Annotated in this window: 24 protein-coding genes; 9 read left to right on the top strand and 15 right to left on the bottom strand. The window is 62.8% G+C overall.

Going from position 1 to position 21,495, the window contains the following annotated elements; all coding sequences use genetic code 11:
* Nucleotides 1-15 precede the first annotated feature (15 nt).
* Nucleotides 16-1,590: a sensor histidine kinase gene (locus tag NKI32_RS13310; RefSeq protein WP_502897947.1), complete on the top strand. Its 1,575-nt coding sequence runs from the start codon at nt 16-18 to the stop codon at nt 1,588-1,590.
* A 162-nt stretch (nt 1,591-1,752) separates the two neighbouring features.
* Here NKI32_RS13310 and NKI32_RS13305 read toward each other — a convergent pair whose 3' ends face one another.
* From NKI32_RS13305 to NKI32_RS13295, 3 genes are all read right to left on the bottom strand, one after another.
* A complete protein-coding gene (locus tag NKI32_RS13305; protein ID WP_023754150.1) occupies nt 1,753-2,214 on the bottom strand; it encodes a hypothetical protein in 462 nt (153 codons plus the stop codon).
* Nucleotides 2,215-2,225: 11 nt separating this feature from the next.
* On the bottom strand, nt 2,226-2,552 hold the full coding sequence (locus NKI32_RS13300) for an ElaB/YgaM/YqjD family protein (protein ID WP_023670092.1): 327 nt from the start codon (nt 2,550-2,552) through the stop codon (nt 2,226-2,228).
* Between the two features lie 124 nt (nt 2,553-2,676).
* Nucleotides 2,677-3,438 carry a Crp/Fnr family transcriptional regulator gene (locus tag NKI32_RS13295; protein ID WP_023670093.1) on the bottom strand — a complete coding sequence of 254 codons (762 nt, stop codon included), beginning with the start codon at nt 3,436-3,438 and terminating at the stop codon, nt 2,677-2,679.
* Nucleotides 3,439-3,778: 340 nt separating this feature from the next.
* Here NKI32_RS13295 and NKI32_RS13290 point away from each other — a divergent pair, with 340 nt between their 5' ends.
* On the top strand, nt 3,779-4,096 hold the full coding sequence (locus NKI32_RS13290) for a response regulator (protein ID WP_352759397.1): 318 nt from the start codon (nt 3,779-3,781) through the stop codon (nt 4,094-4,096).
* Nucleotides 4,097-4,150: 54 nt separating this feature from the next.
* On the opposite strand, the gene NKI32_RS13285 is transcribed toward NKI32_RS13290, so the two are convergent.
* A complete protein-coding gene (locus tag NKI32_RS13285; protein WP_023670095.1) occupies nt 4,151-4,702 on the bottom strand; it encodes a sigma-70 family RNA polymerase sigma factor in 552 nt (183 codons plus the stop codon).
* A gap of 3 nt (nt 4,703-4,705) precedes the next feature.
* A complete protein-coding gene (locus tag NKI32_RS13280) occupies nt 4,706-4,909 on the bottom strand; it encodes a NepR family anti-sigma factor (RefSeq protein ID WP_023670096.1) in 204 nt (67 codons plus the stop codon).
* 212 nt (nt 4,910-5,121) lie between these two features.
* On the opposite strand from NKI32_RS13280, the gene NKI32_RS13275 reads away from it, so the two are divergent.
* From NKI32_RS13275 to NKI32_RS13250, 6 genes are all read left to right on the top strand, one after another.
* Entirely contained in the window at nt 5,122-5,916 is a 795-nt protein-coding gene (locus NKI32_RS13275) for a response regulator (RefSeq protein WP_352759404.1), read from the top strand.
* Between the two features lie 220 nt (nt 5,917-6,136).
* A complete protein-coding gene (locus tag NKI32_RS13270; RefSeq protein WP_023670098.1) occupies nt 6,137-6,304 on the top strand; it encodes a DUF1328 domain-containing protein in 168 nt (55 codons plus the stop codon).
* 163 nt (nt 6,305-6,467) lie between these two features.
* A complete protein-coding gene (locus NKI32_RS13265; protein ID WP_023670099.1) occupies nt 6,468-7,502 on the top strand; it encodes a sensor histidine kinase in 1,035 nt (344 codons plus the stop codon).
* A gap of 129 nt (nt 7,503-7,631) precedes the next feature.
* Entirely contained in the window at nt 7,632-7,808 is a 177-nt protein-coding gene (locus tag NKI32_RS13260) for a hypothetical protein (RefSeq protein WP_023683964.1), read from the top strand.
* A gap of 142 nt (nt 7,809-7,950) precedes the next feature.
* Nucleotides 7,951-8,277 (top strand): hypothetical protein, encoded by a 327-nt coding sequence (locus NKI32_RS13255; protein ID WP_023670101.1) that lies wholly within the window; start codon nt 7,951-7,953, stop codon nt 8,275-8,277.
* Nucleotides 8,278-8,360: 83 nt separating this feature from the next.
* Nucleotides 8,361-8,603, top strand: a complete 243-nt coding sequence (locus NKI32_RS13250) for a YMGG-like glycine zipper-containing protein (protein ID WP_023670102.1) — start codon at nt 8,361-8,363, stop codon at nt 8,601-8,603.
* A gap of 39 nt (nt 8,604-8,642) precedes the next feature.
* On the opposite strand, the gene NKI32_RS13245 is transcribed toward NKI32_RS13250, so the two are convergent.
* The 4 genes from NKI32_RS13245 to xylF form a co-directional block, all read right to left on the bottom strand.
* Complete coding sequence (locus NKI32_RS13245) at nt 8,643-10,289, bottom strand: CHASE domain-containing protein (protein WP_353002796.1); 1,647 nt, start codon at nt 10,287-10,289, stop codon at nt 8,643-8,645.
* A 156-nt stretch (nt 10,290-10,445) separates the two neighbouring features.
* On the bottom strand, nt 10,446-11,243 hold the full coding sequence (locus NKI32_RS13240; protein WP_023693682.1) for an ATP-binding cassette domain-containing protein: 798 nt from the start codon (nt 11,241-11,243) through the stop codon (nt 10,446-10,448).
* A 12-nt stretch (nt 11,244-11,255) separates the two neighbouring features.
* Nucleotides 11,256-12,572: a sugar ABC transporter permease gene (locus NKI32_RS13235; protein WP_023742931.1), complete on the bottom strand. Its 1,317-nt coding sequence runs from the start codon at nt 12,570-12,572 to the stop codon at nt 11,256-11,258.
* Nucleotides 12,573-12,716: 144 nt separating this feature from the next.
* On the bottom strand, nt 12,717-13,757 hold the full coding sequence (gene xylF, locus NKI32_RS13230) for a D-xylose ABC transporter substrate-binding protein (RefSeq protein ID WP_023742932.1): 1,041 nt from the start codon (nt 13,755-13,757) through the stop codon (nt 12,717-12,719).
* 265 nt (nt 13,758-14,022) lie between these two features.
* On the opposite strand from xylF, the gene NKI32_RS13225 reads away from it, so the two are divergent.
* On the top strand, nt 14,023-15,258 hold the full coding sequence (locus NKI32_RS13225; protein ID WP_023834999.1) for an ROK family protein: 1,236 nt from the start codon (nt 14,023-14,025) through the stop codon (nt 15,256-15,258).
* 30 nt (nt 15,259-15,288) lie between these two features.
* Here NKI32_RS13225 and phoB read toward each other — a convergent pair whose 3' ends face one another.
* From phoB to NKI32_RS13195, 6 genes are all read right to left on the bottom strand, one after another.
* A complete protein-coding gene (phoB, locus tag NKI32_RS13220; RefSeq protein WP_023822590.1) occupies nt 15,289-15,978 on the bottom strand; it encodes a phosphate regulon transcriptional regulator PhoB in 690 nt (229 codons plus the stop codon).
* Between the two features lie 16 nt (nt 15,979-15,994).
* On the bottom strand, nt 15,995-16,699 hold the full coding sequence (gene phoU, locus NKI32_RS13215) for a phosphate signaling complex protein PhoU (protein ID WP_353002795.1): 705 nt from the start codon (nt 16,697-16,699) through the stop codon (nt 15,995-15,997).
* Between the two features lie 41 nt (nt 16,700-16,740).
* Complete coding sequence (gene pstB / locus NKI32_RS13210) at nt 16,741-17,565, bottom strand: phosphate ABC transporter ATP-binding protein PstB (protein WP_023670110.1); 825 nt, start codon at nt 17,563-17,565, stop codon at nt 16,741-16,743.
* Nucleotides 17,566-17,582: 17 nt separating this feature from the next.
* Entirely contained in the window at nt 17,583-18,899 is a 1,317-nt protein-coding gene (gene pstA, locus NKI32_RS13205; protein ID WP_353002794.1) for a phosphate ABC transporter permease PstA, read from the bottom strand.
* The gene (gene pstC, locus NKI32_RS13200; RefSeq protein ID WP_353002793.1) at nt 18,896-20,356 is read right to left on the bottom strand and encodes a phosphate ABC transporter permease subunit PstC; all 1,461 of its coding nucleotides are present in this window, start codon (nt 20,354-20,356) and stop codon (nt 18,896-18,898) included. The genes pstA and pstC overlap by 4 nt, the downstream gene beginning before the upstream one ends.
* Before the next feature lie 96 nt (nt 20,357-20,452).
* Nucleotides 20,453-21,481, bottom strand: coding sequence for a substrate-binding domain-containing protein (locus NKI32_RS13195; protein ID WP_353002792.1), 1,029 nt, complete (start codon nt 21,479-21,481; stop codon nt 20,453-20,455).
* Between the last annotated feature and the right edge of the window lie 14 nt (nt 21,482-21,495).

The raw sequence follows: 21,495 nt of genomic DNA, 5'->3' as shown, positions 1-21,495 counted from the left end.
CGACGGCCGCGCAAGATGCGCGCCACCGCGGGTGGGGCCTGCAAGCGAGGGGGCTTGGTGGATAGCAAGGTGCCGAAGCAGGTTTGTTTGCCGGTTGAAGTCCGCCGCGCCGTGGCGGCGCCGGAGCGGCTTGCCGTACTGCACGGGCTTGACGCGATCGACACCGACTCCGATCCCGACTTCGATCGCATCACCGGCCTAGCCGCCGCCGTGATGCGGGCGCCGATCGCGCTCGTCACGCTGCTCGACACCGAACGACAGTGGTTCAAATCCTGTGTCGGCTTCAACGAGACCGAAACCGCGACCGACATATCGTTCTGCGCCCATACCATTGCCGCCGGCGACGAGCCCATGGTGGTGCCGGATGCCAGCATCGACCCTCGCTTCTCCCGCAACCCGCTGGTCACCGGCGAACACCATGTCCGCTTTTATGTCGGCGCGCCGATGGTGGTTGCCGGCGCGCGCGTCGGTACGGTGTGCGTACTCGACCGGGAGCCGCATGAATTTCCGTCCGCTGCCGCGCTCGATCATTTGAAATCGCTGGCCAGCCTCGCCGCCAGCCTGTTTACCCTCAAGGACGCCACCCGCAGCGGCGCCATTGCCACGGCTGCTTTGGCGCAGGAGGAAAAGCGCCGAGCCATAGCGCTCGATGCCGCCTCGCTCGCCAGTTGGGCCTGGGATATCCGCACCGACATGATCGAATGCGACGTGCGTTTGTCGGAGCTGTTCAACCTGCCGCGTTCGAACCGGCTGCGGGCGCGCGACATTTTGGCCGCCATCGACCCGCGCGACGTCTACCAGACCGAGACGCGCTTTCGCGATGCCCTGACCGGCAGCGACGACTATTTCGGCGAATACCGGGTCAAAGGCTTCGATCCGCCGCGCTGGATAGTCACCCGCGGCCGCGTCATCGAGCGCGACGGCGAAGGCAAGCCGACGCTTATCTTTGGCGTCAACTACGACATCTCGGAACGCAAGCTCGGCGAGGACCGGCAAAGGCTGCTGCTGCGCGAGCTCAACCATCGGGTCAAGAACACGCTGGCAACGGTGCAGGCGCTGGCGACGCAGACCGTTCGCCACGCTCGCCGCCCAAGCGAATTCCTGGAAGCCTTCGGCGCCAGGCTGCAGGCGCTGGGCGCTGCCCATAACCTGCTGTCGGATCGCGAATGGCGCGGAATCGGTATTCGCGAACTGATGCAGATCGAGGTCAAGCCGTTCGATTCGGCAGAACGGCCGCGCATCGTGATCTCCGGTCCGGAGCTGCTGCTTTCGCCCGACCAGGCGGTGGGGCTCGGCCTGATCATGCACGAACTGGCCAGCAACGCGCTGCAATACGGATCGCTGTCGGTTGGCTCGGGGAAGGTCGATATCGACTGGAAGGCGGCGGGCAAGAAAGGCGCGCGCCGCCTTGTGCTGACCTGGATCGAAAGCGGCGGGCCGAAAGTCGACCCGCCGGAACGCCAGGGCTTCGGCTCTATCCTGATCCGCCGCAGCCTCGCCAAGGTTTTATCGAGCGAGGTGACCCACGAATTCCGCAGCGAAGGCGTGTTCGCCGAAATATCGATGCCGCTTGAAGATCTGCCGGCCTAAAGCGCGTCACGCTGAAACGGATTCATACGACGCGCTTTAAGTCTTTGTTTTGATGCATGTCGTTGTCCCAGAACCGCGGCACACTTCTGGGCGACATGCATTAAAGCGATTCCAGAAGTGCAGAGCGATTTTCCCGGGAAAAGCGCATCAGCGCGACGCGCTTTAGTCGGCTTCGCTGTCTGGATCGCCCGGATCCGGTTTGACGTTCTCGCGGTAGATAGCATAGGCCGCGAGCGCGATCATCGGGCCGAGAATGACGCCCTTCCCGCCTTTCCCCTTGAGCAAGGCCGGCAGCACGGCAAGCGCCGCGGTGATACCGAGCGCCTTCAGGTCGGCATTGCGCCTTCGCACACGTCGGCGTGCACGCGTTCCAGCCGCAAGTTGATGAATGAGCACGATAAGCCCGGCCAGTACCAGGAAACCAGCGGCGAAGCCAAGACAGGCGGCCATCGAGCCATAACGGTCAGCCGCCCAGATGTAGGCCGCCCCCAGGAGAAACCCGAGGCCGCACAGGGCAGCCACGGCGGCGAGCCCGTAGACGATTGCCGCCGTGCGCGCGCGGCGCATGGCGGCAATGGCTTCACCCGAGGCCAAGGCCGAGATAAGCGGTGCCAGCATGCCCATCTCTGTCGAAACTAGCGCCGGGCAAGAAGCGCAAACAGGAAGCCGACGCCGGCCGCGATCGCCAGTGAAGTGACCGGCTTCTCGCGCACATTGGCCGTGATCTGGGCCTCAAGATCCTTGGCGTTGCCACGCAGGCTGTCGAAGACGGCTTCGCCCTGCGCGCGCAACTGGTCGACGCCTTCGGCAGCAGCGCGCCGCGCCGTGCCGTAACCATGTTCGCCGGTCTTGGCCAATTGCTTGGTCAACTTTTCAATATCCGCCTTCAACTGCCGAATGTCGGCTTCCAGGTCGGCGTTCGTCTGACTTTCGTTGGCGGTTTTTCCTGCGGCAGTTGCCATTCTAAACTCCTTGCGTTTGCTTGGCTTCAAACGCCCGACACACGTCATGGTTCCGAAATCGGAGACCGTATCCATGAAAGGGTGTTTGCAAGTGCGAGTCCAGCCCCAGATGGAGGCCTGCCTGTCAGATCAGCGGCCGACGGCCTTCGCTTAGGCCCTCCCAGCGCGCGAGATCCTTCAGCCCCTCCCCGTCGATCACTTCGCAACCGCCGTCGCGCCAGGCGATCAGCTTGCGATCGATGAGCTTGCGGATCGTCTTGTTGGTGTGGACCAGCGACAGGCCGAGCGTATCGGCGACATGCTGCTGGGTAATCGGGATTTGCACCGGCGCCTTGCCGTTGAGCCCGACTGCCGCCGCGCGGCTGGCGATGAAGGCAATGAGATAGGCGGTGCGCTCGACCGCCGTGCGCCGACCGACGCTGAGCAGGTTCTCGTCCAGCATGCGCTCCTCGCGCGACGCCAGCCAGGTAATGTCGTAAGCAAGGCCCGGATGGTTGCGGTAGAGCTCGTGCAGGTTTTCACGCTCGAAGACGCACAACAGCATGGGCGACAGCGCCTCGACCGAGTGCTGCATTTCGCCCATCAGGCTGCCCTGCAGCCCGATAAGATCGCCGGGCATGGAGTAGTTCAGGATCTGGCGCCTGCCGTCCGACAATAGTTTGTAGCGGAAGGCCCAGCCCGAAAGCACGGTGTAGAGATGAGCACTTTGGCTGCCTTCGACCAGCACTGTGGCGCCCTTGTCGACGGCCAGTTCGCCCTTCTTGAACATGCTGACATAGGCAAGCTCCTGCTTCTCGAATTCCCGGAACACCGGCAATGGCCGAAGCGGGCAGATCTCGCATGGGTACTGACGGCTGGAAAACGAACGACCATTCTGGCCAGACATTTCGATCCCTCTTTCGAAAGTCTCTTGCCAGAGACTGAGTGCTACGCCTTTGCAAGGCCGCGGTTCCGCTGCCGATGGCATGTCTTTTTTAAATGACAGGATGGCAAATAGCGATCATGACTCGCTACACTCCATTGAGGCGAATTCGAAGCTCGCTTGTGGAGTAGAGCCGGTGGGCGAACTTTTCGGATTAAGGCCTGACCGATCCCCCCAAGGTCCGCGATGCGGTTGACTGGAGTCACTGTACCCGATGCTGCAAGAATTGAGGAGAGATTGCCAAGTGCCGCCATTGCTTGAGGGATTGCGAATTCTTGTCTTGGAGGATGAATTCCTGATCGCCATGGATGTCGAGCAGCTTTGCCGCGACCATGGCGCGAGCGACGTAGTGATTGCCCGCGCTCTGGCCGAGATCGATGAGCAGAAGGTCGTTGGCGAGTTCGACGCCGCTATCGTGGACCTCATGCTGGGCGGAACGTCCACACTCGATTTCGCCGCGCGGCTGCGCCAATTGGGCCTGCCGTTTGTCTTTGCCTCCGGCTATTCGGACCCGGATGAGATCAAAGTGTCTTTTCCCGGCATCCGCCTGGTCACCAAGCCTTATTCGGGGACCGATCTCGTCGAGGCTCTGGCGGCGGCCTGCGGACGCGCGCCAGTCTGAGATATCTTCGATGCGTATGTGTAGAGAGCCCAAGCCCGAGACGGGCCTCCGCCGTCAGGCAGCGTTTGAACCCGTCACCTGGGACGAGATTGCGTCCGGCCCGTATTCGTCTTCACCGGAGATTTTCAGGATCTCCTGCAACCGCGTGCGGGCCCGGCTGACCCGGCTCTTGATCGTTCCGACCGCACAGCCGCAGATTTCGGCGGCCTCTTCATAGGAAAAGCCTGAAGCGCCGATGAGGATGATGGCTTCGCGCTGGTCCTCGGGGAGTTGCTCGAGCGCGCCGCGGAAATCCTTGAGGTCAAGCTGGCCGTGCTGAGCCGGATGAACGGCAAGCCTAGCCGTCATGATGCCGTCGCTGTCCTGCACCTCTCGGCCGCGCTTGCGCATCTGGGAATAGAACTCGTTGCGCAGGATGGTGAACAGCCATGCCTTGAGATTGGTGCCGGGCTGAAAGCTCTCATGCTTGTCCCAAGCCTTGACCAGCGTCTCCTGCACCAGATCGTCGGCCTTGTCGGCATTCTGCGTCAGCGACACGGCAAAGGCCCGCAGGCTCGGGATCGAGCCGAGCAGGTCGGTCTTGAACCCTTGTGAGACAGCTGCCATGCCTCAGTCCTTCTTCTGTGCGGGTTCGGCCTTTTCCAGTTGGCTGAGCAACTGGGCAAAGCGATCCGGCACATTGTCCGAGACCAGCTCGTCATAATACTGTTTGAGTTTACGGCCAATTTCCGAATTCGCCCCGAGCGGGTCGCCGGAATTGGCCCGGCGCCTGTCAGCGGCGCCAGCCAGCGTTTCTTTATTCATGTCCTTCATTTCGCCCTTAAATCCAGCGCCCCGAGCCGCCCCATTACACAACGCAAAGCGGCCCCCTCGTCTGGTTGCCCATCGCACCACAAACGTCGCCCGTACAGTTTCGTTCCACAAGTCTCGGAACTTTTTCGCAAAACCCGCGTTTGGGTGTTGGGGCTTGCAATCAGCTTGACCTGCAATCTATGCAATCACGTCATCTGAGGGAGACGTCTACCATGAGCCTTTCCGCAACCATCGCTCCGCACCTGCCGTTCCTGCGCCGCTTTTCACGCGCCGTATCCGGATCGCAGGAGAGTGGCGATGCGCTGGTCGCCGCGATGCTCGAAGCCATCATCGCCGACGTCGACATCTTCCCGCAAGCGTCAAGCGACCGCATCGCGCTCTACAAGGTATTCGCCAAACTGTTCACCTCCATTGCCATCCGCATTCCGCAGGAGCAGGCGCAATCGGCATGGGAGCAGCGCGCCGCCGCCAATCTGAACGCCATTGCGCCACGGCCACGCCAGGCTTTCCTGCTGGTCGCGGTCGAAGGCTTCGGTGAAGACGAGGCAGCTGAAATTCTCGATGTCGACGCCAAGGAATTCTCCGAACTGCTTGCCCAGGCGAGCAACGAGATCTCTCGCCAGGTGGCGACCGATGTGCTGATCATCGAGGACGAGCCGCTGATCGCCATGGACATCGAGGAAATGGTCGAGAGCCTCGGCCACCACGTGGTCGGAACCGCGCGCACCCATACCGAGGCGGTGGCGATGTTCGGCAAGACAAGGCCGAAGATGGTGCTGGCCGACATTCAGCTTGCCGATGGCAGCTCGGGTATCGATGCGGTCAACGAAATCCTGTCGTCGACTTCGGTGCCGGTAATCTTCATCACCGCCTTCCCCGAACGTCTGCTGACCGGCGAGCGGCCTGAACCGGCCTTCCTCGTCACCAAGCCGTTCAATCCCGACATGGTCAAGGCGCTGATCAGCCAAGCGCTGTTCTTCGACCGGCAGGCCAAGGCCGCCGCGTGAAGTAGGGCCTTCAATCTCCAACTTTTCGCCGCCTCGCAGCGTTGGCGGCACTGGCGATCGCCTAACCCGGCGATCGGCGGCTGCCCGTCGCGCCGTATGGCGCTCACGCGCGCGAATCAATTCGCGTCCGGGCCCCTTCCAAAGACCTTCTTTTTCGGCAAATGGTGGAACAAACAGCAATCACTCACGTTCTTGATCCAGTATCGGAAGGAGACAGATCATGCTCTACTGGGCGCTCGTATTTCTCGTCGTGGCGATCATCGCCGGCGCGCTTGGTTTCGGCGGCATCGCCGGTACCTCGGCCGGTATCGCGCAAATATTGTTCTTCATCTTTCTCGCCTTCCTCGTCATCTCGCTTCTGGCCGGCCTGTTCAGACGGGCATCGTAGGAGCGGGCGAAGAACACTGGAAGCCGCACCCCTCAAACGGTTTCCAGCCACCGCCGGGCGATGTCCTCCAACGGGACATCGTCCGGCGGACCTTTTCTGGGGACCTACTCAGGAACTGAGTCCAAGTGAATCGTTCGGTCCTGATCAGGTGGACAGGTGATTGATGCGTTCCATTGGCGGAGGCGAGAGCGGACAGGGCGACGAGGTGATCGCACTGCACCCGGCTGAAAGCGGAATGCAGCTTGGCCGGGCCTTGCTTCACGCTCTGCACAATGCCGGCATTTCCGTCCTCTATCAGGATCGTGAATTGAAGACTGTATGGGCCCGCAACATGCGTGCGCCGTGGGTTTCCGACACAGCCGACAGCAACGGCGCGTTGCCACCGGCGCAAGCTGAGCAAATCGCCGCCGCCAAAAGCAATGTGATCGCTTCCGGCAATCCGGAACGCCTTGAACTGAGTGTTCCCACCGGTGATGGCATGCGCTGGTTCCAGGTATGGGTCGATGCCGATCGGGGCCATCGCGGCGACGTGCAGGGCGTCGTCACCACGATGGTGGAAACCACCGAGCAGAAACGCCGCGAACAGACGCTGAAGACGCTGTTGCGCGAAGTCAGCCACCGCTCCAAGAACCTGTTGGCTATCATCCAGAGTATTGCCACCCAGACCGGCCGCTATTCCGAGACACCGGACGATTTCCTGAAGCGCTTTCGCGGCCGCCTGCAGTCACTGGCTTCCTCGCAGGACCTGGTGACGTCGTCGAACTGGCGGGGTGCAGCACTTCGCGAGCTTATCCGCGGCCAGGTCGTTCGCTACGGCGCCGATCCCGCGCAGAGCCTGCGCTTCAATGGCGTCAACCCCTACCTCAATCCCAACGCGGCCATTCATATCGGCCTGGCCATGCACGAACTCGCCGTCAATTCATTCAGCTACGGCGCCCTGGCGCGGCCGGACGGCTTTGTCGAGGTAACCGCCGATCTGTCGAACGTCGCAGAGGCCGCAGACAAGCCGGCTTTGTCGCTGACCTGGGTCGAGGCCATTGTCGCCAATGATAACAGGCGCACCGAGAAACGCTTCGGCAGCGTTGCCCTCGAACGTGTCGTGCCGGCATCGCTGAACGGCACGGCGACGCTGGAGATCACCAGTGACCGCCTCGAATATCGCCTCGTCGTTCCGCACGGCAATTTCGAAACCGAATGAGCGGCGGGATTCCTTAACCGGCTGTTCACCATAAAATCCGATGCTGTGGTTCCCAGAGATTGCTGGATCTTGACCGATTCAACCGATGTTTCGGCCGCAGCCTGCAACGCGAGTATGGGAGGAATGATCATGACGGTTGCCGATATGAACAGGCTGGAGCAGGCCGCCCGGGTGTCGATGAGCGGCTTTCAGGATCCTGACGCTTCAGCCTCGCCTTTGCAGCACGCCTGGCATCCCTTGCTTCGCGTCGCCGCTGTCGCGCTCGTTGCCGCTGTTGTGCTGATCGTGGCGTCGCAATTGGTCTGAGCCAGATGCTCAGGTTCACGCTGCTCCCAAGCAGCCTGGCTCAGAAACTGTCCAGCTCGTAGCCGACCAATTATTAACGCCCCTTTCGGCACAGGAACTTTGACGGCTGTGCACCGTTCTTATGGCGAGAGGACGTGTCGCCGTGGAACACATCGCCGCTTTGCTTTTGGTAATTGGCTGTTCGAACAACATGACCGAATGCCGTGAACTGCCGGTGCCGGTCAGTGTTTTCGAAACCGCCGAAGCATGCACGGCAGAACGTCCATTCGCTGCCGGCGACGTGCAGGGTCAGGCCGAGCACGTCGTTGCCAAATGTCTTACGGTCGACCCCGCGCTGGAGGATGATTACGACCAGATCGTCTGGAACGTGCGCCCGGACGGCACCCTCGACGCGTCTTTGCAGATTTCCAGTGTCGTGGTCGCGTCGAACGCCACGCGCCGCGAAAAAGACTCTCTTAGCCAACAATAAGATCGAGCGGGCAAAGGCTGCTGTTTCGTGCTAAATAGCGGCTGGAGCTTACTAAAGTGAGGACAAAAGTGAGGAGAGATTCCATGCGGAAATTGATTATTGCCATGGTTGCGGTGGTCGCCGTCAGCGGCTGCAGCACGACCGAGCAGGATGTCGGTGTCGGCGCCGGTGTCGGTGCTTTGGCCGGCGGACTGATCGGCGGCGGCAAGGGTGCGCTGATCGGCGCAGCCGTTGGCGCCGGTTCCGGCCTGCTGGTGCGCAACCTGCGCAACGGCTATTGCCAGTATCGCGACAATCGCGGCCGGCTCTACACCGCTCGCTGCTGATCCGCTTCAAAAGCGTCAGACAATCGCGACGGAGACCGGTCAGCCGGTCTCCGTTTGTTTGACTGCATCAGGCTGCGGGATCCTGATTTCCACCGTAAGCCCATCGATGCGAAAATCTCGGGCAATCGTGCCGCGCAATTCGCGCGTGACATTGAGGTCGATCAGCTTGGTGCCGAAGCCGGTCTTCGCCGGCGCTTCGAGTTCCTTCTGCCCGGCCTCGCGCCAGTTCAGAACCAGCATCCGCTCGGACCCGCGCCCCTCGAACGACCAGTCGACCTTGAGCGCACCCACGGAATTGCCGGCCTCGCCATATTTCAGCGCATTCGTCGCCAGTTCGTGAAAGGTCAGGCCAAGCGCCTGCGTCGTCCTCTCGTCGAGCAGCACCTGAGGCCCTGACAATATCCCTTCCGGAAGCTCCTTGCCGAACACCTGGCCGAGCTCGATGCGCAGCAGGTCGCCAAGATCGGCCTTCTGCCAGCGCGAACGCGTCAGCATATCCTGGGAAGCCGCCATTGCCTGCAGGCGGGCTGAGAAGGAAGTTGAGAACTCCTTCACGTCGGTTGCTTGCGCTGCCGTCTGGCGCGCAATCGCCAGCACCCTCGTGATCGAATTCTTGATCCGATGCTTCATCTCCTGCAGCATCAAATCCTTTTCGAGCAGGCTTTTTTCCGTCGTTTCATGCAGCAGCGACTTGGCGTCGTAGGCGCGCTCCTGGTAGCGCGCCACCAACGCGATGGCCCCGGCCAGAAGCAAGCCGAACAGCCCGAGCATGACCGGAATGGCGCGCGAGGACGGTTGCGAAAATGCACTTGTCGGCCGAAACAGCACCGTCCACGGCCGACCGGCGACGATGATCTTGCGCGTCACCAACAGCCTGTCGCCAAAGCTCGCAACCGGCGGCGTCTCCGACTGGAACAGAAGATTGTCGGCGTCGGCCGTGCCGTCATAGACCGCGGTGTTGACCGGCAGCAAAGGCGTGCGGCTGAGCGCGGTCTGGAACAGGTCGCGGGCGCGGAAGGCCGCGTAGAGAAGGCCTGATGTCGATGATCTGGACGCATTGATACCATCCGGCGCGGTTTCGACATTGAGCCTGACGAAGACCAGGAAACCGATAAAGGTCTGCGCCGCGCCAGTGTCCTGGCCGAGCTGGACCAGACCGCTTGCGTGCTGTGCGTCATCGGCCAACGCTTTTTCGATCGCCACGCGCCGCACCGGCTCGGTGAACATGTCGTAGCCGATGGTGGATTCGTTGGCAGGGTCGAGCGGCTCGAACAGCACGACGGGCGTGCGCCATGGCTGTGTCGTGTCCGGATAGACCGTGTGGGCGGCGCCGCGGTCGCGCAACATGTCGCGCTCGACCGCCGCTTCGTCACCGGTCTTGGCCAGCCTGAGATAGCCGATGCCGCGCAGGCCGGCGAAATTGTTATCGACATCGAGGGCGCTGAAGAAGGCCTTGAATTCGCTACCTGAAATCTCGCCATTGCGGGCGTCGAACAGCGCCTGCGTCGAGCGCAGCAGTGACAGATGCAGATCGATACGGCTTTCGATGCGGTTGAGCGCGTCGTCGGCCGTCGCCTCGAACTTGATGCGCGCCGCTTCCTGGGTCGCGAAATAGGCGAAGCCCGCCATCGTCAGGCTGATCAGTGCAACGGCAATGAAGGCAAGGATCGGGAAAAACTTCTTCAACGCAGGCCCATGGACGGTTCGGGACCTTTATGGGCAAGTCGCCGCGGCAAGACAATGGCGCGGCCAAGCCATAATGACAGCTGGCATATCATGCATATTTAGCCGGCTTATCGATCTCGAGCATCAGTGAACATGACAGCTGACGATAGCGTGGTCTCAGGCCGCGATCTTCAGCGCACCCGGACCGGGAATGGCGCCGGGCGGGCACTTTCCCAGGATGATCATGCCGAGCACTTCGTCCTGGGTCACATCGGTGGTGCGCGCGGTGCCGACGACCTGGCCGTTCTTCATCACGCAGACTCGGTCGGCAAGCTCGAACACGTCGTGAATGTCGTGGCTGATCAGGAAAATGCCGATGCCGTCGGCCTTGAGCTGCTTGACCAGTTCGCCGACCTGCGCCGTCTCCTGCGGCCCAAGCGCGGCCGTCGGTTCGTCCATGATCAGGATGCGGGCGTTGAACAGGATGGCGCGTGCGATCGCCACCGACTGGCGCTGGCCGCCCGACAGCTTGATTACCGGCTCCTTGAACCGCTGGAAGCGCGGATTGAGCCGGCCCATCACCTTGCGCGCCTCGGCCTCCATGGCGACATCGTCGAGTGTCCCCCACGCGGTCATCAGTTCGCGGCCGAGGAAGAGGTTGGCGGCAGCGTCGACATTGTCGGCCAGCGCAAGCGTCTGGTAGATCGTTTCGATGCCGTATTTCTTGGCGTCGCGCGGATTGGAGATCGAGGCCTCCTGGCCGTTGACCAAGATCTGGCCGGCATCGCGCTTGTAGGCGCCCGACAGGATCTTGATCAGCGTCGACTTACCGGCGCCGTTGTGGCCAAGCAGCGCCACCACTTCGCCCGGGAAAAGATCGATGGACGCATCGTCGACGGCGCGAATGCCACCGAACGCGATCGAGATGTTGCGCATGTCGATCAGTGGCGTACCGGTGGGAGCCGTTTTTTCCATAATCGTTCCTCCCTAGACGCGCTTGCGGTAGACGGTGTCGAGCCAGACGGCGATGACCAGGACAGCGCCAACGACAATGCTCTGCAGCGGCGAGTCGATGCCGAGCAGCACCATGCCGGATTGCAGCGACTGCATCAGAAGCGCGCCGAGCATGGCGCCCATCACCGTTCCGGCGCCGCCCGCGAGCGACGTGCCGCCGATGACGGCGGCCGCGATCACCAAAAGCTCGTCCAGTGTGCCCAGCGCATTGGTTGACGCATTGAGACGGGCCGACGAGATCGCCGCGCTGATTGCAGCCAGCACACCCATGATCATGAACACCTTCATGGTCACCCAGCGCGTGTTGATGCCGGCGAGTTCCGCTGCCTCCGGATTGCCCCCGATGGCGAAGACATAGCGGCCGAAACGCGTGCGCTTGGTGATGAACGTCATGATGATGCCGACAATCACCGCCATCAGCACCGGTATGGCGATGCCATGCGCGATGAACAGCCCGCCTTCGGGAACGGTGATGCCGTTCTGCTGTGCGTACTGGCGCACGATGCCGATCGGCCATGGATAGGAATTGGCGATCCACACGGCGCCGAGGATGGCCGCGCAAGTGACCACGCCAAGCAAGGTCTCGGCCCAGACGGGGCGCAGTGGAAAGCTGAAGCGCTTGCGCTGCGAGCGACCGTTGAGCAGCGCGAAGGCGACCGCCGCGCAGGCGACGATGCCGACGATCCAGCTGGCAGCGGCGCCAATCGAGCCGCGTGGTCCGCCGCCCATCAGCTGGAAGGTGGCGTCGAGTGGCGCGACCGTGCGCCCGCTGGTGATGAGCCATGCCATGCCACGCCAGACCAGCAGGCCACCAAGCGTCACGATGAAGGCCGGAACCTGCATATAGGCGATGATGAAGCCCTGGAACGCGCCGATCAGCAGACCAAACACCACGCCGGCGGCAAGCGCGACGACCCAGAGCCAGGGGTTTCCAAGCTGGAAGCCGATGACGCGAATCAGGAATTCGGCCTGTGCCACGCCCATGATCATGCCGATCACGCCTTCGACCGAGCCCACCGAAAGGTCGATGTTGCGCATCACGATGACCAGTACCATGCCGGTAGCCATGATCGCGACCGAGGACGTCTGCACCGACAGGTTCCAAAGATTGCGCGGCGTCAGGAAAAGCCCGCCCGACAGGATATGTATGCCGACCCAGATGACCAGCAGCGCGCCGACCATGCCGAGCATGCGCGTGTCGAGCTCGGTCGCCTTCAGGAACCGGGCGACCGCGCCGAGTTCAGACGCTCGTGCCGTATCGGCCTGCGGATTTGAGGTCGTGTCGGTCATGATGTCCTCCAGCGGCTTGCCGTCTGGCGCGGATGCCGGACCACAGCCTAGAAGTTTGCCGCCGATGGCGGAAACACACAATTCTCGTAGAGAAAACGCCGCGGCGGCCCCGCCGCGGCGCCTCATTTCTTCAAGTCGTCGAGATCAGTCGCAAGCCGCGACGCTGCCGGCGGCGACGCCCGTGCAGACTTCGTCCTTCTTGATCCAGCCGGCGTCGATGACGACGTTGAGGTTGTCCTTGGTGATCGCGACGGGGGTCAGGAACAGCGACTTGACGGTGTTGCCGCCAGGCGTGGTAAAGTCCTTGGCGCCGGCAATGTCGCCCGTCTTCTTGCCATCGGCAAGCTGCGAGGCGATCTCGGCGGCGTTCTTGCCGAGTTCGCGCGCGTCCTTCCACACCGACACCGTCTGCGTGCCGAGCGCGATGCGGTTCAGAGCGGCATGGTCGCCGTCCTGGCCCGAGACCGGAACCGTTCCGGCGAGGCCCTGCGCCGTCAGCGCGGCGACAACGCCGCCGGCGGTGCCGTCATTCGCCGCAACCACGGCATCGACCTTGTTGTCGTTGGCGGTCAAGAACTGTTCCATGTTCTTCTGGGCGTTGGCCGGCAGCCAGCCATCGGTATAGGCCTCGCCGACATTCTTGATCTTGCCCGAGTCGATGGCTTCCTTGAGCACTTCCATCGAGCCCGAGAACAGGAAATCGGCATTCGGATCCGAGCCAGAGCCCTTGATGAAGACATAGTTGCCTTCGGGCTTCGCCTTGAACACTTCGCGGGCCTGCATGCGGCCGACTTCCTTGTTGTCGAAGGTCAGGTAGAAGACGTCCTTGTTCTCGATCAGGCGGTCATAGCCGACGACCGGAATGCCTTCGTCCAGCGCCTTCTGCACCGCCGGGCCGATGGCCGAGGCGTCCTGCGCCAGGATGATCAGCGAGTTGGCGCCCTGCGAGATCAGGCTTTCGACGTCGGTCAGCTGCTTGCCGGGATTGGACTGCGCGTCGGCGGAAATGTACTTGTCGCCGGCAGCCTCGATCGCCGTTTTCATCGCCGCCTCGTCGGTCTTCCAGCGCTCTTCCTGGAAGTTCGACCACGACACGCCGATGACCTTGTCCTTCGCCTGCGCGACCGACATCAGCGCCAGCGACATGGCGACACCCGCCAGCATGGCGGCTGCGAATCTGTTCATCATAATCCTCCCTGCGCCGCGTGCGGCGCGACAAAACTGGCCCGAGGGCCGGCACACAGAGGCCCTATTTTTTCGAGCCTCGAAAAAATACTGGTTCAATGATAAGGCGCTGTCAACATCGATTCTGATGGATTCTGATGGCCTTGCCGAATTTTTTCGAGGTCCGCAATAAACAATGACAGGGCTGCCGGCGTCTGCCAATATTTGGCTGGTGCCGTCGAACGCCTTCACTATCATGAGGCGCGAGGAGGCCGGGAGGAAACAAATGTCGGTTGGAATCCGCCACGACGATCTGCGCCGTCGCAACCGTGCGATGGTGATTTCAGCCGTGCGCCGGGCCGGCCAGCCGTCGCGGACCGAGATTGCGGCGACCACCGGCCTCAGCCACTCGACCATATCGGCAATCTCGTCTGATCTGATTCAAGAAGGCATCCTGATTGAAGGCAAACCTGGCGAGACCGGCGCACTGAAACGCGGCCGGCCGCAGGTGGGCCTTGGTCTCAACCCGGAAGCGGCGGCGGTGATGACCGTCGTGCTGTCGCTCAATTTCCTGTCCGTCACCGTCATCGACTATGCCGGCCACGTCGTCGCCGAGGAACAGCGCCGGCTGGACACGCTGACCAAGCCGCGCGACGAGCTGATTGGCGAATGCGTAGCAATCGTCCGGCGGCGGCTTGAGGATCCCGACCTCGATGTCCAGAGCATCGCCCGCATTGCCATGGGCATCCAGGGCATCACCGATTCGCAGGCGCGCGCCATGCTGTGGTCGCCGATCACGCCACTGACCGACATTGCCTTCGCCGACATGTTGGAAGCGGAATTCGGCATTCCGGCCACCATGGAGAACGACTGCAATATGATGGCGGTGGCGCTGCAATGGCGCCAGCCCGAGCGCTACCGCGACAACTTTATCGCCATCCTCTTGTCGCACGGCATCGGCATGGGACTGGTGCTGAAAGGCGAACTGTTCACCGGCACCCATTCCTCGGGCGGCGAGTTCGGCCACATGATCCACCGTCCGGGCGGCGCGCTCTGCCGCTGCGGGCGGCGCGGCTGCGTCGAGGCCTATGCCGGAAACTACGCCATCTGGCGCAGCGCCAAAATGATGGGCGAGGATGCCGAGCCGGTCGATATCGGCGACGCTGATATGCGCGCACTCGCCGCGCGCGCCCGCGAAACCGATGGCCCGGAGCGCGAAGCCTATCGCAGGGCCGGTGAGGCGCTCGGCTTCGGCCTCGGCAGCCTGTTTGCTCTGATCGATCCGGCACCCGTCGCCATGGTCGGCGTCAGCGCCGCCGCCTTCGACCTGATCGAACCGGCATTGCGCGAAGCGATCGCCCAGACTGCCGGCGGCCAGCACTCGAAATCGATCTCCTTCGACACCGAGCCCAACGAGCTGCCGCTGATCCGCGAAGGCTGCGCCATGCGCGCGCTCGGCTTCGTCGACCAGGAGATTTTCGCGCCGGGCATTCAGGCGAAATCCGGCAAGCATGTCGCCTGAATGGCCGGCAACGGCGCGACGCGCAGCATCCTAGTCTTCCCTGATAGCGTAGCCGGCGCCGCGAATGGTACGGATGACATCCGGCATGCGGCCATTGTTGACGGCCTTGCGCAGCCGCCCGACATGCACGTCGACGGTTCGCTCGTCTATATAGATCGTCTCGCCCCAGACATTGTCGAGCAGTTGGCTGCGCGAGAACACGCGGCCGGGATGGCGCATCATGAATTCGAGCAGCCGGAACTCGGTCGGTCCGAGCCTGATCTCGCTCTTCTTGCGGTAGACCCGGTGCGATTCTCGATCGAGCACGATGTCGCCGACCTTGAGCACGCTCGACAGCACTTCCGGCTTGGCGCGGCGCAGCAGCGCTTTCACGCGCGCCATGAACTCCGGCGTCGAGAATGGCTTGACCAGATAGTCGTCGGCACCGGTGGACAGGCCGCGCACGCGGTCGCTTTCCTCACCGCGCGCGGTCAGCATGATGATCGGCAGCCGCTCGGTTTCGGGCCGCACTCTAAGCCGCCGGCAGAGCTCGATGCCGGAAACAGCCGGCACCATCCAGTCGAGCACCAGGAGATCGGGCACGTTTTCCTGCAGGCGGATCTCGGCCTCGTCGCCGCGTGTCACCACCTCGACCTGATAGCCTTCGGATTCGAGGTTGTAGCGGAGGAGCACGCCTAGTGGCTCCTCGTCCTCCACGACCATGATGCGTGGCGCGATCATAGGCAGTTCACCCTCATCAGGCCGGCGTGGCCATCGCCGTCTCGTCCTGCTTCGGACGATTGGCGGGCAATTGCTGGCCGGTCAGCACATAATACGCATTTTCGGCGATGTTGGTGACATGATCGCCGATGCGCTCAAGATTCTTGGCGCAGAACAAGAGATGCGTGCAGGCGGTGATGTTGCGAGGGTCTTCCATCATGTAGGTCAAGAGCTCACGAAACACGGACGTGTATTTGACGTCGATGCGCTCGTCGTTATTCCTGAGTTTTGCAAGCGCTGCCGCATCGGTGGCGGCATATTCCTCGACGACGCCTTGCACCTGGATCAGCACCAGTTGCGCCATGGCGTCGATGGAGTGCGAGAGGTCGCGCGGCGTGACGCTCAAGCCCACGGTGCCGACGCGTTTGGCGATGTTCTTGGCGAGGTCGCCGATGCGCTCGAGGTCGCCCGCCATGCGGATCGAGCCGACCACGGCGCGCAGATCGTTGGCCATCGGCTGGCGCTTGGCGATCAGCGTGATGGCGCGGTCGTCCAGTTCGCGCTGGCGCGCATCCATGATGGCGTCGTCGGACACGACACGCTGTGCCAGCGCATTGTCCGAATTGAGCAGCGCCCTCGTCGAGCCGCTGACCATCGAGCCTGCCAGATCGCCCATGTCGCGGATCAGCTTGCTGATCTGCCCGAGCTCTTCATCGAAGGAGGCGACGGTATGTTCACCCATGATCTTGGTCCTCGTGCCTGAAAATTCACCCGCCGGACGGCTCAGCCGAAGCGGCCGGTAATGTAGTCCTGGGTGCGCTTGTCGTCGGGGTTGGTGAACATCTTGTCGGTGGCGCCCTCCTCGACGAGATAGCCGAGATGGAACATCGCTGTACGCTGCGACACGCGCGCCGCCTGCTGCATCGAGTGGGTGACGATGACGATCGTGTAGTTCTGGCGCAGTTCGTCGATCAGCTCCTCGACACGGGCGGTGGCGATCGGATCGAGCGCCGAGCAGGGCTCGTCCATCAGGATCACCTCCGGCGACACGGCGATGGCGCGCGCGATGCACAGGCGCTGCTGCTGGCCGCCGGACAGGCCGGTGCCGGGCTCCTGCAGGCGGTCCTTGACCTCGTTCCAGATCGCAGCCTTCTTCAGGCTCTGCTCGACGATCTGGTCCATGTCGGACTTGCGCTTGGCCAGCCCATGGATGCGCGGGCCGTAGGCGACGTTCTCGTAGATCGACTTCGGGAACGGGTTGGGTTTCTGGAACACCATGCCGACGCGGGCGCGCAGTTCGACGACATCGATGTTCTTGTCGTAGATGTCGTCTTCATCGAGCGTGATCTTGCCGGTCACCCGCGCCGAATCGATGGTGTCGTTCATGCGGTTGAGGCAGCGCAGGAAGGTCGACTTGCCGCAGCCGGACGGGCCGATCAGCGCCGTCACCTGGTTCTGGCGGACGTCGAGATTGACGTCGAACAACGCCTGCTTCTCGCCGTAGAAGACGCCGACCTTGTCGCCGCGCATCTTGATGACTTCGTTCGACTTGGCGTTCATTTTGTCGCCCACTGCATTCTCAAGGGACTGTTCGGTCATGATGTTCATACCAAATTGCCTTTTTTCTACCAGCGCCGCTCGAACCGGCGCCGGAGCACGATCGCGGTGATGTTCATGGCCATGAGGAAGACGAGCAGGATGATGATGGCGCCGGACATGCGCTCGACAAAAGCGCGCTCAGCCTCGTTTGCCCACATATAGATCTGAACCGGCAGCGCGGTCGCCGGATCGAAAGGCGTCGTCGGATAATCGGCGACGAAAGCGACCATGCCGATCAAGAGCAGCGGTGCTGTCTCGCCGAGCGCACGCGCCAGGCCGATGATGGTGCCGGTAAGGATGCCTGGGGCGGCAAGCGGCAGGATGTGATGGAACACCATCTGCATCTTGGAGGCGCCGAGACCTAGGGCCGCCGAGCGGATCGACGGCGGCACCGCGGCGAGGGCGGCGCGCGTGGCGATGATTATGGTCGGCAATGTCATCAAGGTCAGCACCAGGCCGCCGACGAAGGAAGCCGAGCGCGGCATGCCGAGGAAGTTGATGAACACGGCAAGGCCAAGCAGACCGAAGACGATCGACGGCACAGCCGCCAGATTGTTGATGTTGACTTCGATCAGGTCGGTGAAGCGGTTCTTCTTGGCGAACTCCTCCAGATAGATGGAGGCGGCGACGCCGATCGGCAGCGCCAGCAAAAGCACGATCACCATCATGTAGAACGAACCGATGATGGCCACGCCCATGCCCGACGTTTCGGGCCGGCTGGAGGCGCCATAGCTGAACAGGCCGGTGTTGAAATGCTCGGCCATCGCGCCATCGGCTTTGAGCTTGTTCATCCAGTCGATCTGCTGGTTGGATACCTTGCGGCGCGCTTCATCGACGCCGAGGTCGATCTGGCCCTTGAAGGCCGAGTCGAGATTGGCGGCGGCCAGGATGTCGACGTCACGCGTCGTGCCGATCACCGACGGATCGGCGGAGACGATGTCGCGCAGCTGGACGCGGGCGCCTTCCGACAGGAAGCCCTTGAGCTTCAGCATCATCGGCTTGTTGGCCGGATCGATGCCGAGCTTGGCCACCAGCGCGTTTTCGGCGAGCTTGGGATAGTTCGCCTTGATCAGCACGGTAGGGTCGGTCGCGCGCTTGCCGGAGGGATCGATCACCTTCTCGTCGAAGGTGACCGGCAGCGTCACCGTCGTCTGCCAGAAGGCGGTGTAGCCTTTCGAGACGATGGTGATCAACATGATGGCCAGGAACGCCAGGCCCACCGAGATCGCAATCACGCCATAGATGCGGAACCGGCGTTCGGCGGCGTAGCGCGCCTTCAGCCCGATGTCGCGGCGCGGACGCGCGACGGCACCCGCCATCGTGTCCAGGGGGATGTCGGTCATTCGTACTGCTCCCGGTACTTGCGCACGATGTAGAGGGCGACGATGTTCATCACCAGCGTCAGCGCGAACAGCGTCAGGCCGAGCGCGAAGGCGACCAGCGTCTGCGGCGAGTTGAACTCGAGGTCGCCGGTCAGCTGGTTGACAATCTTGACGGTGATGGTCGTCATCGCCTCGAACGGATTGGCCGTCAGATTGGCGGCGACGCCCGCCGCCAGCACGACGATCATCGTCTCGCCGATGGCGCGCGAGGCCGTCAACAGGATGGCGCCGACGATGCCGGGCAGTGCCGCCGGCAGGATCACCCGCTTGATCGTCTCGGAGCGCGTGGCACCGAGGCCGAGCGAGCCGTCACGCATTGCGCGCGGCACCGCGGTGATGATGTCGTCGGACAAAGAGGACACGACCGGGATCAGCATGACGCCCATCACCAGGCCGGCGGTGAAGATGCTCTGGCCCTGGATGAAGGGAGAGCCGCCGGTGAGGGCTGCCGAGAGGTCGCGCAGGAACGGTCCGAGCGTGACCACGGCGAAGATGCCGTAGACGATGGTCGGGATGCCGGCCAGCAGTTCAAGCGCGGGCTTGACCACCGACCGGACGCTGCGCGAGGCGTATTCGGACATGTAGACCGCCGACATCAGCCCGACCGGCACTGCGACCAGAAGCGCAACGGCGGCGATGTAGAGCGTGCCGGCGAGTAGCGGGATCAGGCCGAACTGACCCTGGCTGCCGCCGGAACCGGCGGCGGCGAAACGCGGATCCCACACCGTGCCGAAGAAGAAGCTCATCGGCGATACGCTTTCGAAGAAGGTGATTGTCTGGAACAGCATCGACAGCACGATGCCGACCGTGGTCAGGATGGCGATGGTCGAGGCCGCAAGCAGCCCCCACAGCATCAGCTTCTCGACATTGTTGCGCGCCCTGGCGCGCGGCGCGATCTGCCTCAGCGCATAGAAGGCGCCGGCGACCGACAGCGCGAAGGTCAGCACGGCGCCGAACAGGCCGAGCCGGTCCTGGACCTGGTTCGCCTCGACCGCGATCGGGATCATATAGTCCTGTGTGTCGCTGGCCAGTGCCACGCCCTTGGCGGCGAGCAGCGGCTGCAATTCGGCGAAAGTAGCGGGAAGTGCGGTATCGCCATCGAGCCGGCGCAGGCCCTTGGCCAGGCTCTTCACCAGGCTGGCGTCGAGCGCTTCGCTGGCCACCTTTGTGTCGGCGGTGCGCTCGGGCAAAGCGGCATGGATGTGCCGGTCGAGATAGAAGGAAGAGCCGATATCCCAGACGGCGAGCAGCAGGACGGCAGGCAGGACCGCGAGCAGAAAGGCCCACCAGCCATGATAATGCGCGCGCGAATGCGGCTTGACCTTGCCGGTATCCTGCGCCGCTGCGCGCTGGCGGCCGATCACAAAAGCGACCACGCCTATGGCGATGACTATGGCGAGTACGAGCAAGGACGACATCACCCACCCCAGGGAAAATTCAGATCGCCGCCACCGTTGCGGCAAGCGGCGAAATCAGGGCGCGGATTTGGTCCGCGCCCTGATCCGGTCGGTTGATTACATCGTCTTTCCGGCGGCGAAGGCGTCGCGCTGGCCCTGACGTTCGGCGTCGGGAGCGGAAACCAGGCCGTACTGGGCGAGCGGGCTTTCCGGGCCGATCATCTGGTCATCAAGGAAGAACTCGACATATTCCTTTAGGCCGGGAACGACGCCCAGATGCGCCTTCTTGACGTAGAAGAACAACGGCCGCGACACGGGGTACGTGCCATCGGCGATGGTCTGCGTCGAAGGCACGATGCCTTCGACGGTGGCGACCTTCAGCTTGTCGGCATTGTTCTCGTAGAAGGCGAGGCCGAACACGCCAACGCCGCTCTTGTTGGAGTCGATGCGGGCCAGCGTCTCGGTGTAGTCGCCGTCAATGTCGACAGCCTTGCCGTCCTTGCGGATGGCGATGCAGGTCTTGCCGATTTCCTTGTCGTCGGCGATGCCGGCAGCCTTCAAAGCGGCCTTGTCGCAGCCGGCGTCGAGCAGCTTGGTCTCGAACACTTCACGGGTGCCGTGCTTCTCACCCGGGATATAGGCGGCGATATCCCAGTCGGGCAGCTTCGGATTGACCTGGTTCCACTTGGTGTTCGGGTTGTCGACCAGCTTGCCGTCGACCACCAGCTTGGCGGCGAGCGCCTTGTAGATGTCGGCGGGAACCAGCGCCCAGTCCGGACCCTTGATGTCGGTGGCAAAGACGATGCCGTCATAGCCGATGCGGACTTCCTGGACGTCCTTGACGCCGGCGTCGGCGCAGGACTTCAGCTCGTCCTTCTTGATCGGGCGCGAGGAGTCGGCGATATCGATCGTGTCTTCGCCGACGCCCTTGCAGAACTCCTTGATGCCGGCGCCGCTGCCGCCGGACTCGACCACCGGGGTCTTGAAGTTGGTGAAGGTTTCGCCGAACTGCTCGGCGACGATCTTGGCGTAAGGCAGCACGGTCGACGAACCGGCGACCTGGATCTGGTCACGCGCAGCGGCGACACCGGACGATGCGGCGAACGCTACCGCCACGGCCGATGCCGTAACGAGGAATTTCTTCATGTGGCCTGCTCCTG

It is taken from the genome of Mesorhizobium sp. M0761 (assembly GCF_040320205.1).
Classification (GTDB): Bacteria; Pseudomonadota; Alphaproteobacteria; order Rhizobiales; family Rhizobiaceae; genus Mesorhizobium.
This window is presented reverse-complemented; position numbering and strand designations above follow the sequence as displayed.

Excerpts from the sequence above, each read along its gene's own strand:
- NKI32_RS13310 (WP_502897947.1), top strand. The coding sequence starts at position 16 with ATGCGCGCCACCGCGGGTGGGGCCTGCAAGCGAGGGGGCTTGGTGGAT.
- NKI32_RS13305 (WP_023754150.1), bottom strand. The coding sequence starts at position 2,214 with ATGGGCATGCTGGCACCGCTTATCTCGGCCTTGGCCTCGGGTGAAGCC.
- NKI32_RS13300 (WP_023670092.1), bottom strand. The coding sequence starts at position 2,552 with ATGGCAACTGCCGCAGGAAAAACCGCCAACGAAAGTCAGACGAACGCC.
- NKI32_RS13295 (WP_023670093.1), bottom strand. The coding sequence starts at position 3,438 with ATGTCTGGCCAGAATGGTCGTTCGTTTTCCAGCCGTCAGTACCCATGC.
- NKI32_RS13290 (WP_352759397.1), top strand. The coding sequence starts at position 3,779 with ATGGATGTCGAGCAGCTTTGCCGCGACCATGGCGCGAGCGACGTAGTG.
- NKI32_RS13285 (WP_023670095.1), bottom strand. The coding sequence starts at position 4,702 with ATGGCAGCTGTCTCACAAGGGTTCAAGACCGACCTGCTCGGCTCGATC.
- NKI32_RS13280 (WP_023670096.1), bottom strand. The coding sequence starts at position 4,909 with ATGAAGGACATGAATAAAGAAACGCTGGCTGGCGCCGCTGACAGGCGC.
- NKI32_RS13275 (WP_352759404.1), top strand. The coding sequence starts at position 5,122 with ATGAGCCTTTCCGCAACCATCGCTCCGCACCTGCCGTTCCTGCGCCGC.
- NKI32_RS13270 (WP_023670098.1), top strand. The coding sequence starts at position 6,137 with ATGCTCTACTGGGCGCTCGTATTTCTCGTCGTGGCGATCATCGCCGGC.
- NKI32_RS13265 (WP_023670099.1), top strand. The coding sequence starts at position 6,468 with ATGCGTTCCATTGGCGGAGGCGAGAGCGGACAGGGCGACGAGGTGATC.
- NKI32_RS13260 (WP_023683964.1), top strand. The coding sequence starts at position 7,632 with ATGACGGTTGCCGATATGAACAGGCTGGAGCAGGCCGCCCGGGTGTCG.
- NKI32_RS13250 (WP_023670102.1), top strand. The coding sequence starts at position 8,361 with ATGCGGAAATTGATTATTGCCATGGTTGCGGTGGTCGCCGTCAGCGGC.
- NKI32_RS13240 (WP_023693682.1), bottom strand. The coding sequence starts at position 11,243 with ATGGAAAAAACGGCTCCCACCGGTACGCCACTGATCGACATGCGCAAC.
- NKI32_RS13235 (WP_023742931.1), bottom strand. The coding sequence starts at position 12,572 with ATGACCGACACGACCTCAAATCCGCAGGCCGATACGGCACGAGCGTCT.
- xylF (WP_023742932.1), bottom strand. The coding sequence starts at position 13,757 with ATGAACAGATTCGCAGCCGCCATGCTGGCGGGTGTCGCCATGTCGCTG.
- NKI32_RS13225 (WP_023834999.1), top strand. The coding sequence starts at position 14,023 with ATGTCGGTTGGAATCCGCCACGACGATCTGCGCCGTCGCAACCGTGCG.
- phoB (WP_023822590.1), bottom strand. The coding sequence starts at position 15,978 with ATGATCGCGCCACGCATCATGGTCGTGGAGGACGAGGAGCCACTAGGC.
- phoU (WP_353002795.1), bottom strand. The coding sequence starts at position 16,699 with ATGGGTGAACATACCGTCGCCTCCTTCGATGAAGAGCTCGGGCAGATC.
- pstB (WP_023670110.1), bottom strand. The coding sequence starts at position 17,565 with ATGAACATCATGACCGAACAGTCCCTTGAGAATGCAGTGGGCGACAAA.
- pstA (WP_353002794.1), bottom strand. The coding sequence starts at position 18,899 with ATGACCGACATCCCCCTGGACACGATGGCGGGTGCCGTCGCGCGTCCG.
- pstC (WP_353002793.1), bottom strand. The coding sequence starts at position 20,356 with ATGTCGTCCTTGCTCGTACTCGCCATAGTCATCGCCATAGGCGTGGTC.
- NKI32_RS13195 (WP_353002792.1), bottom strand. The coding sequence starts at position 21,481 with ATGAAGAAATTCCTCGTTACGGCATCGGCCGTGGCGGTAGCGTTCGCC.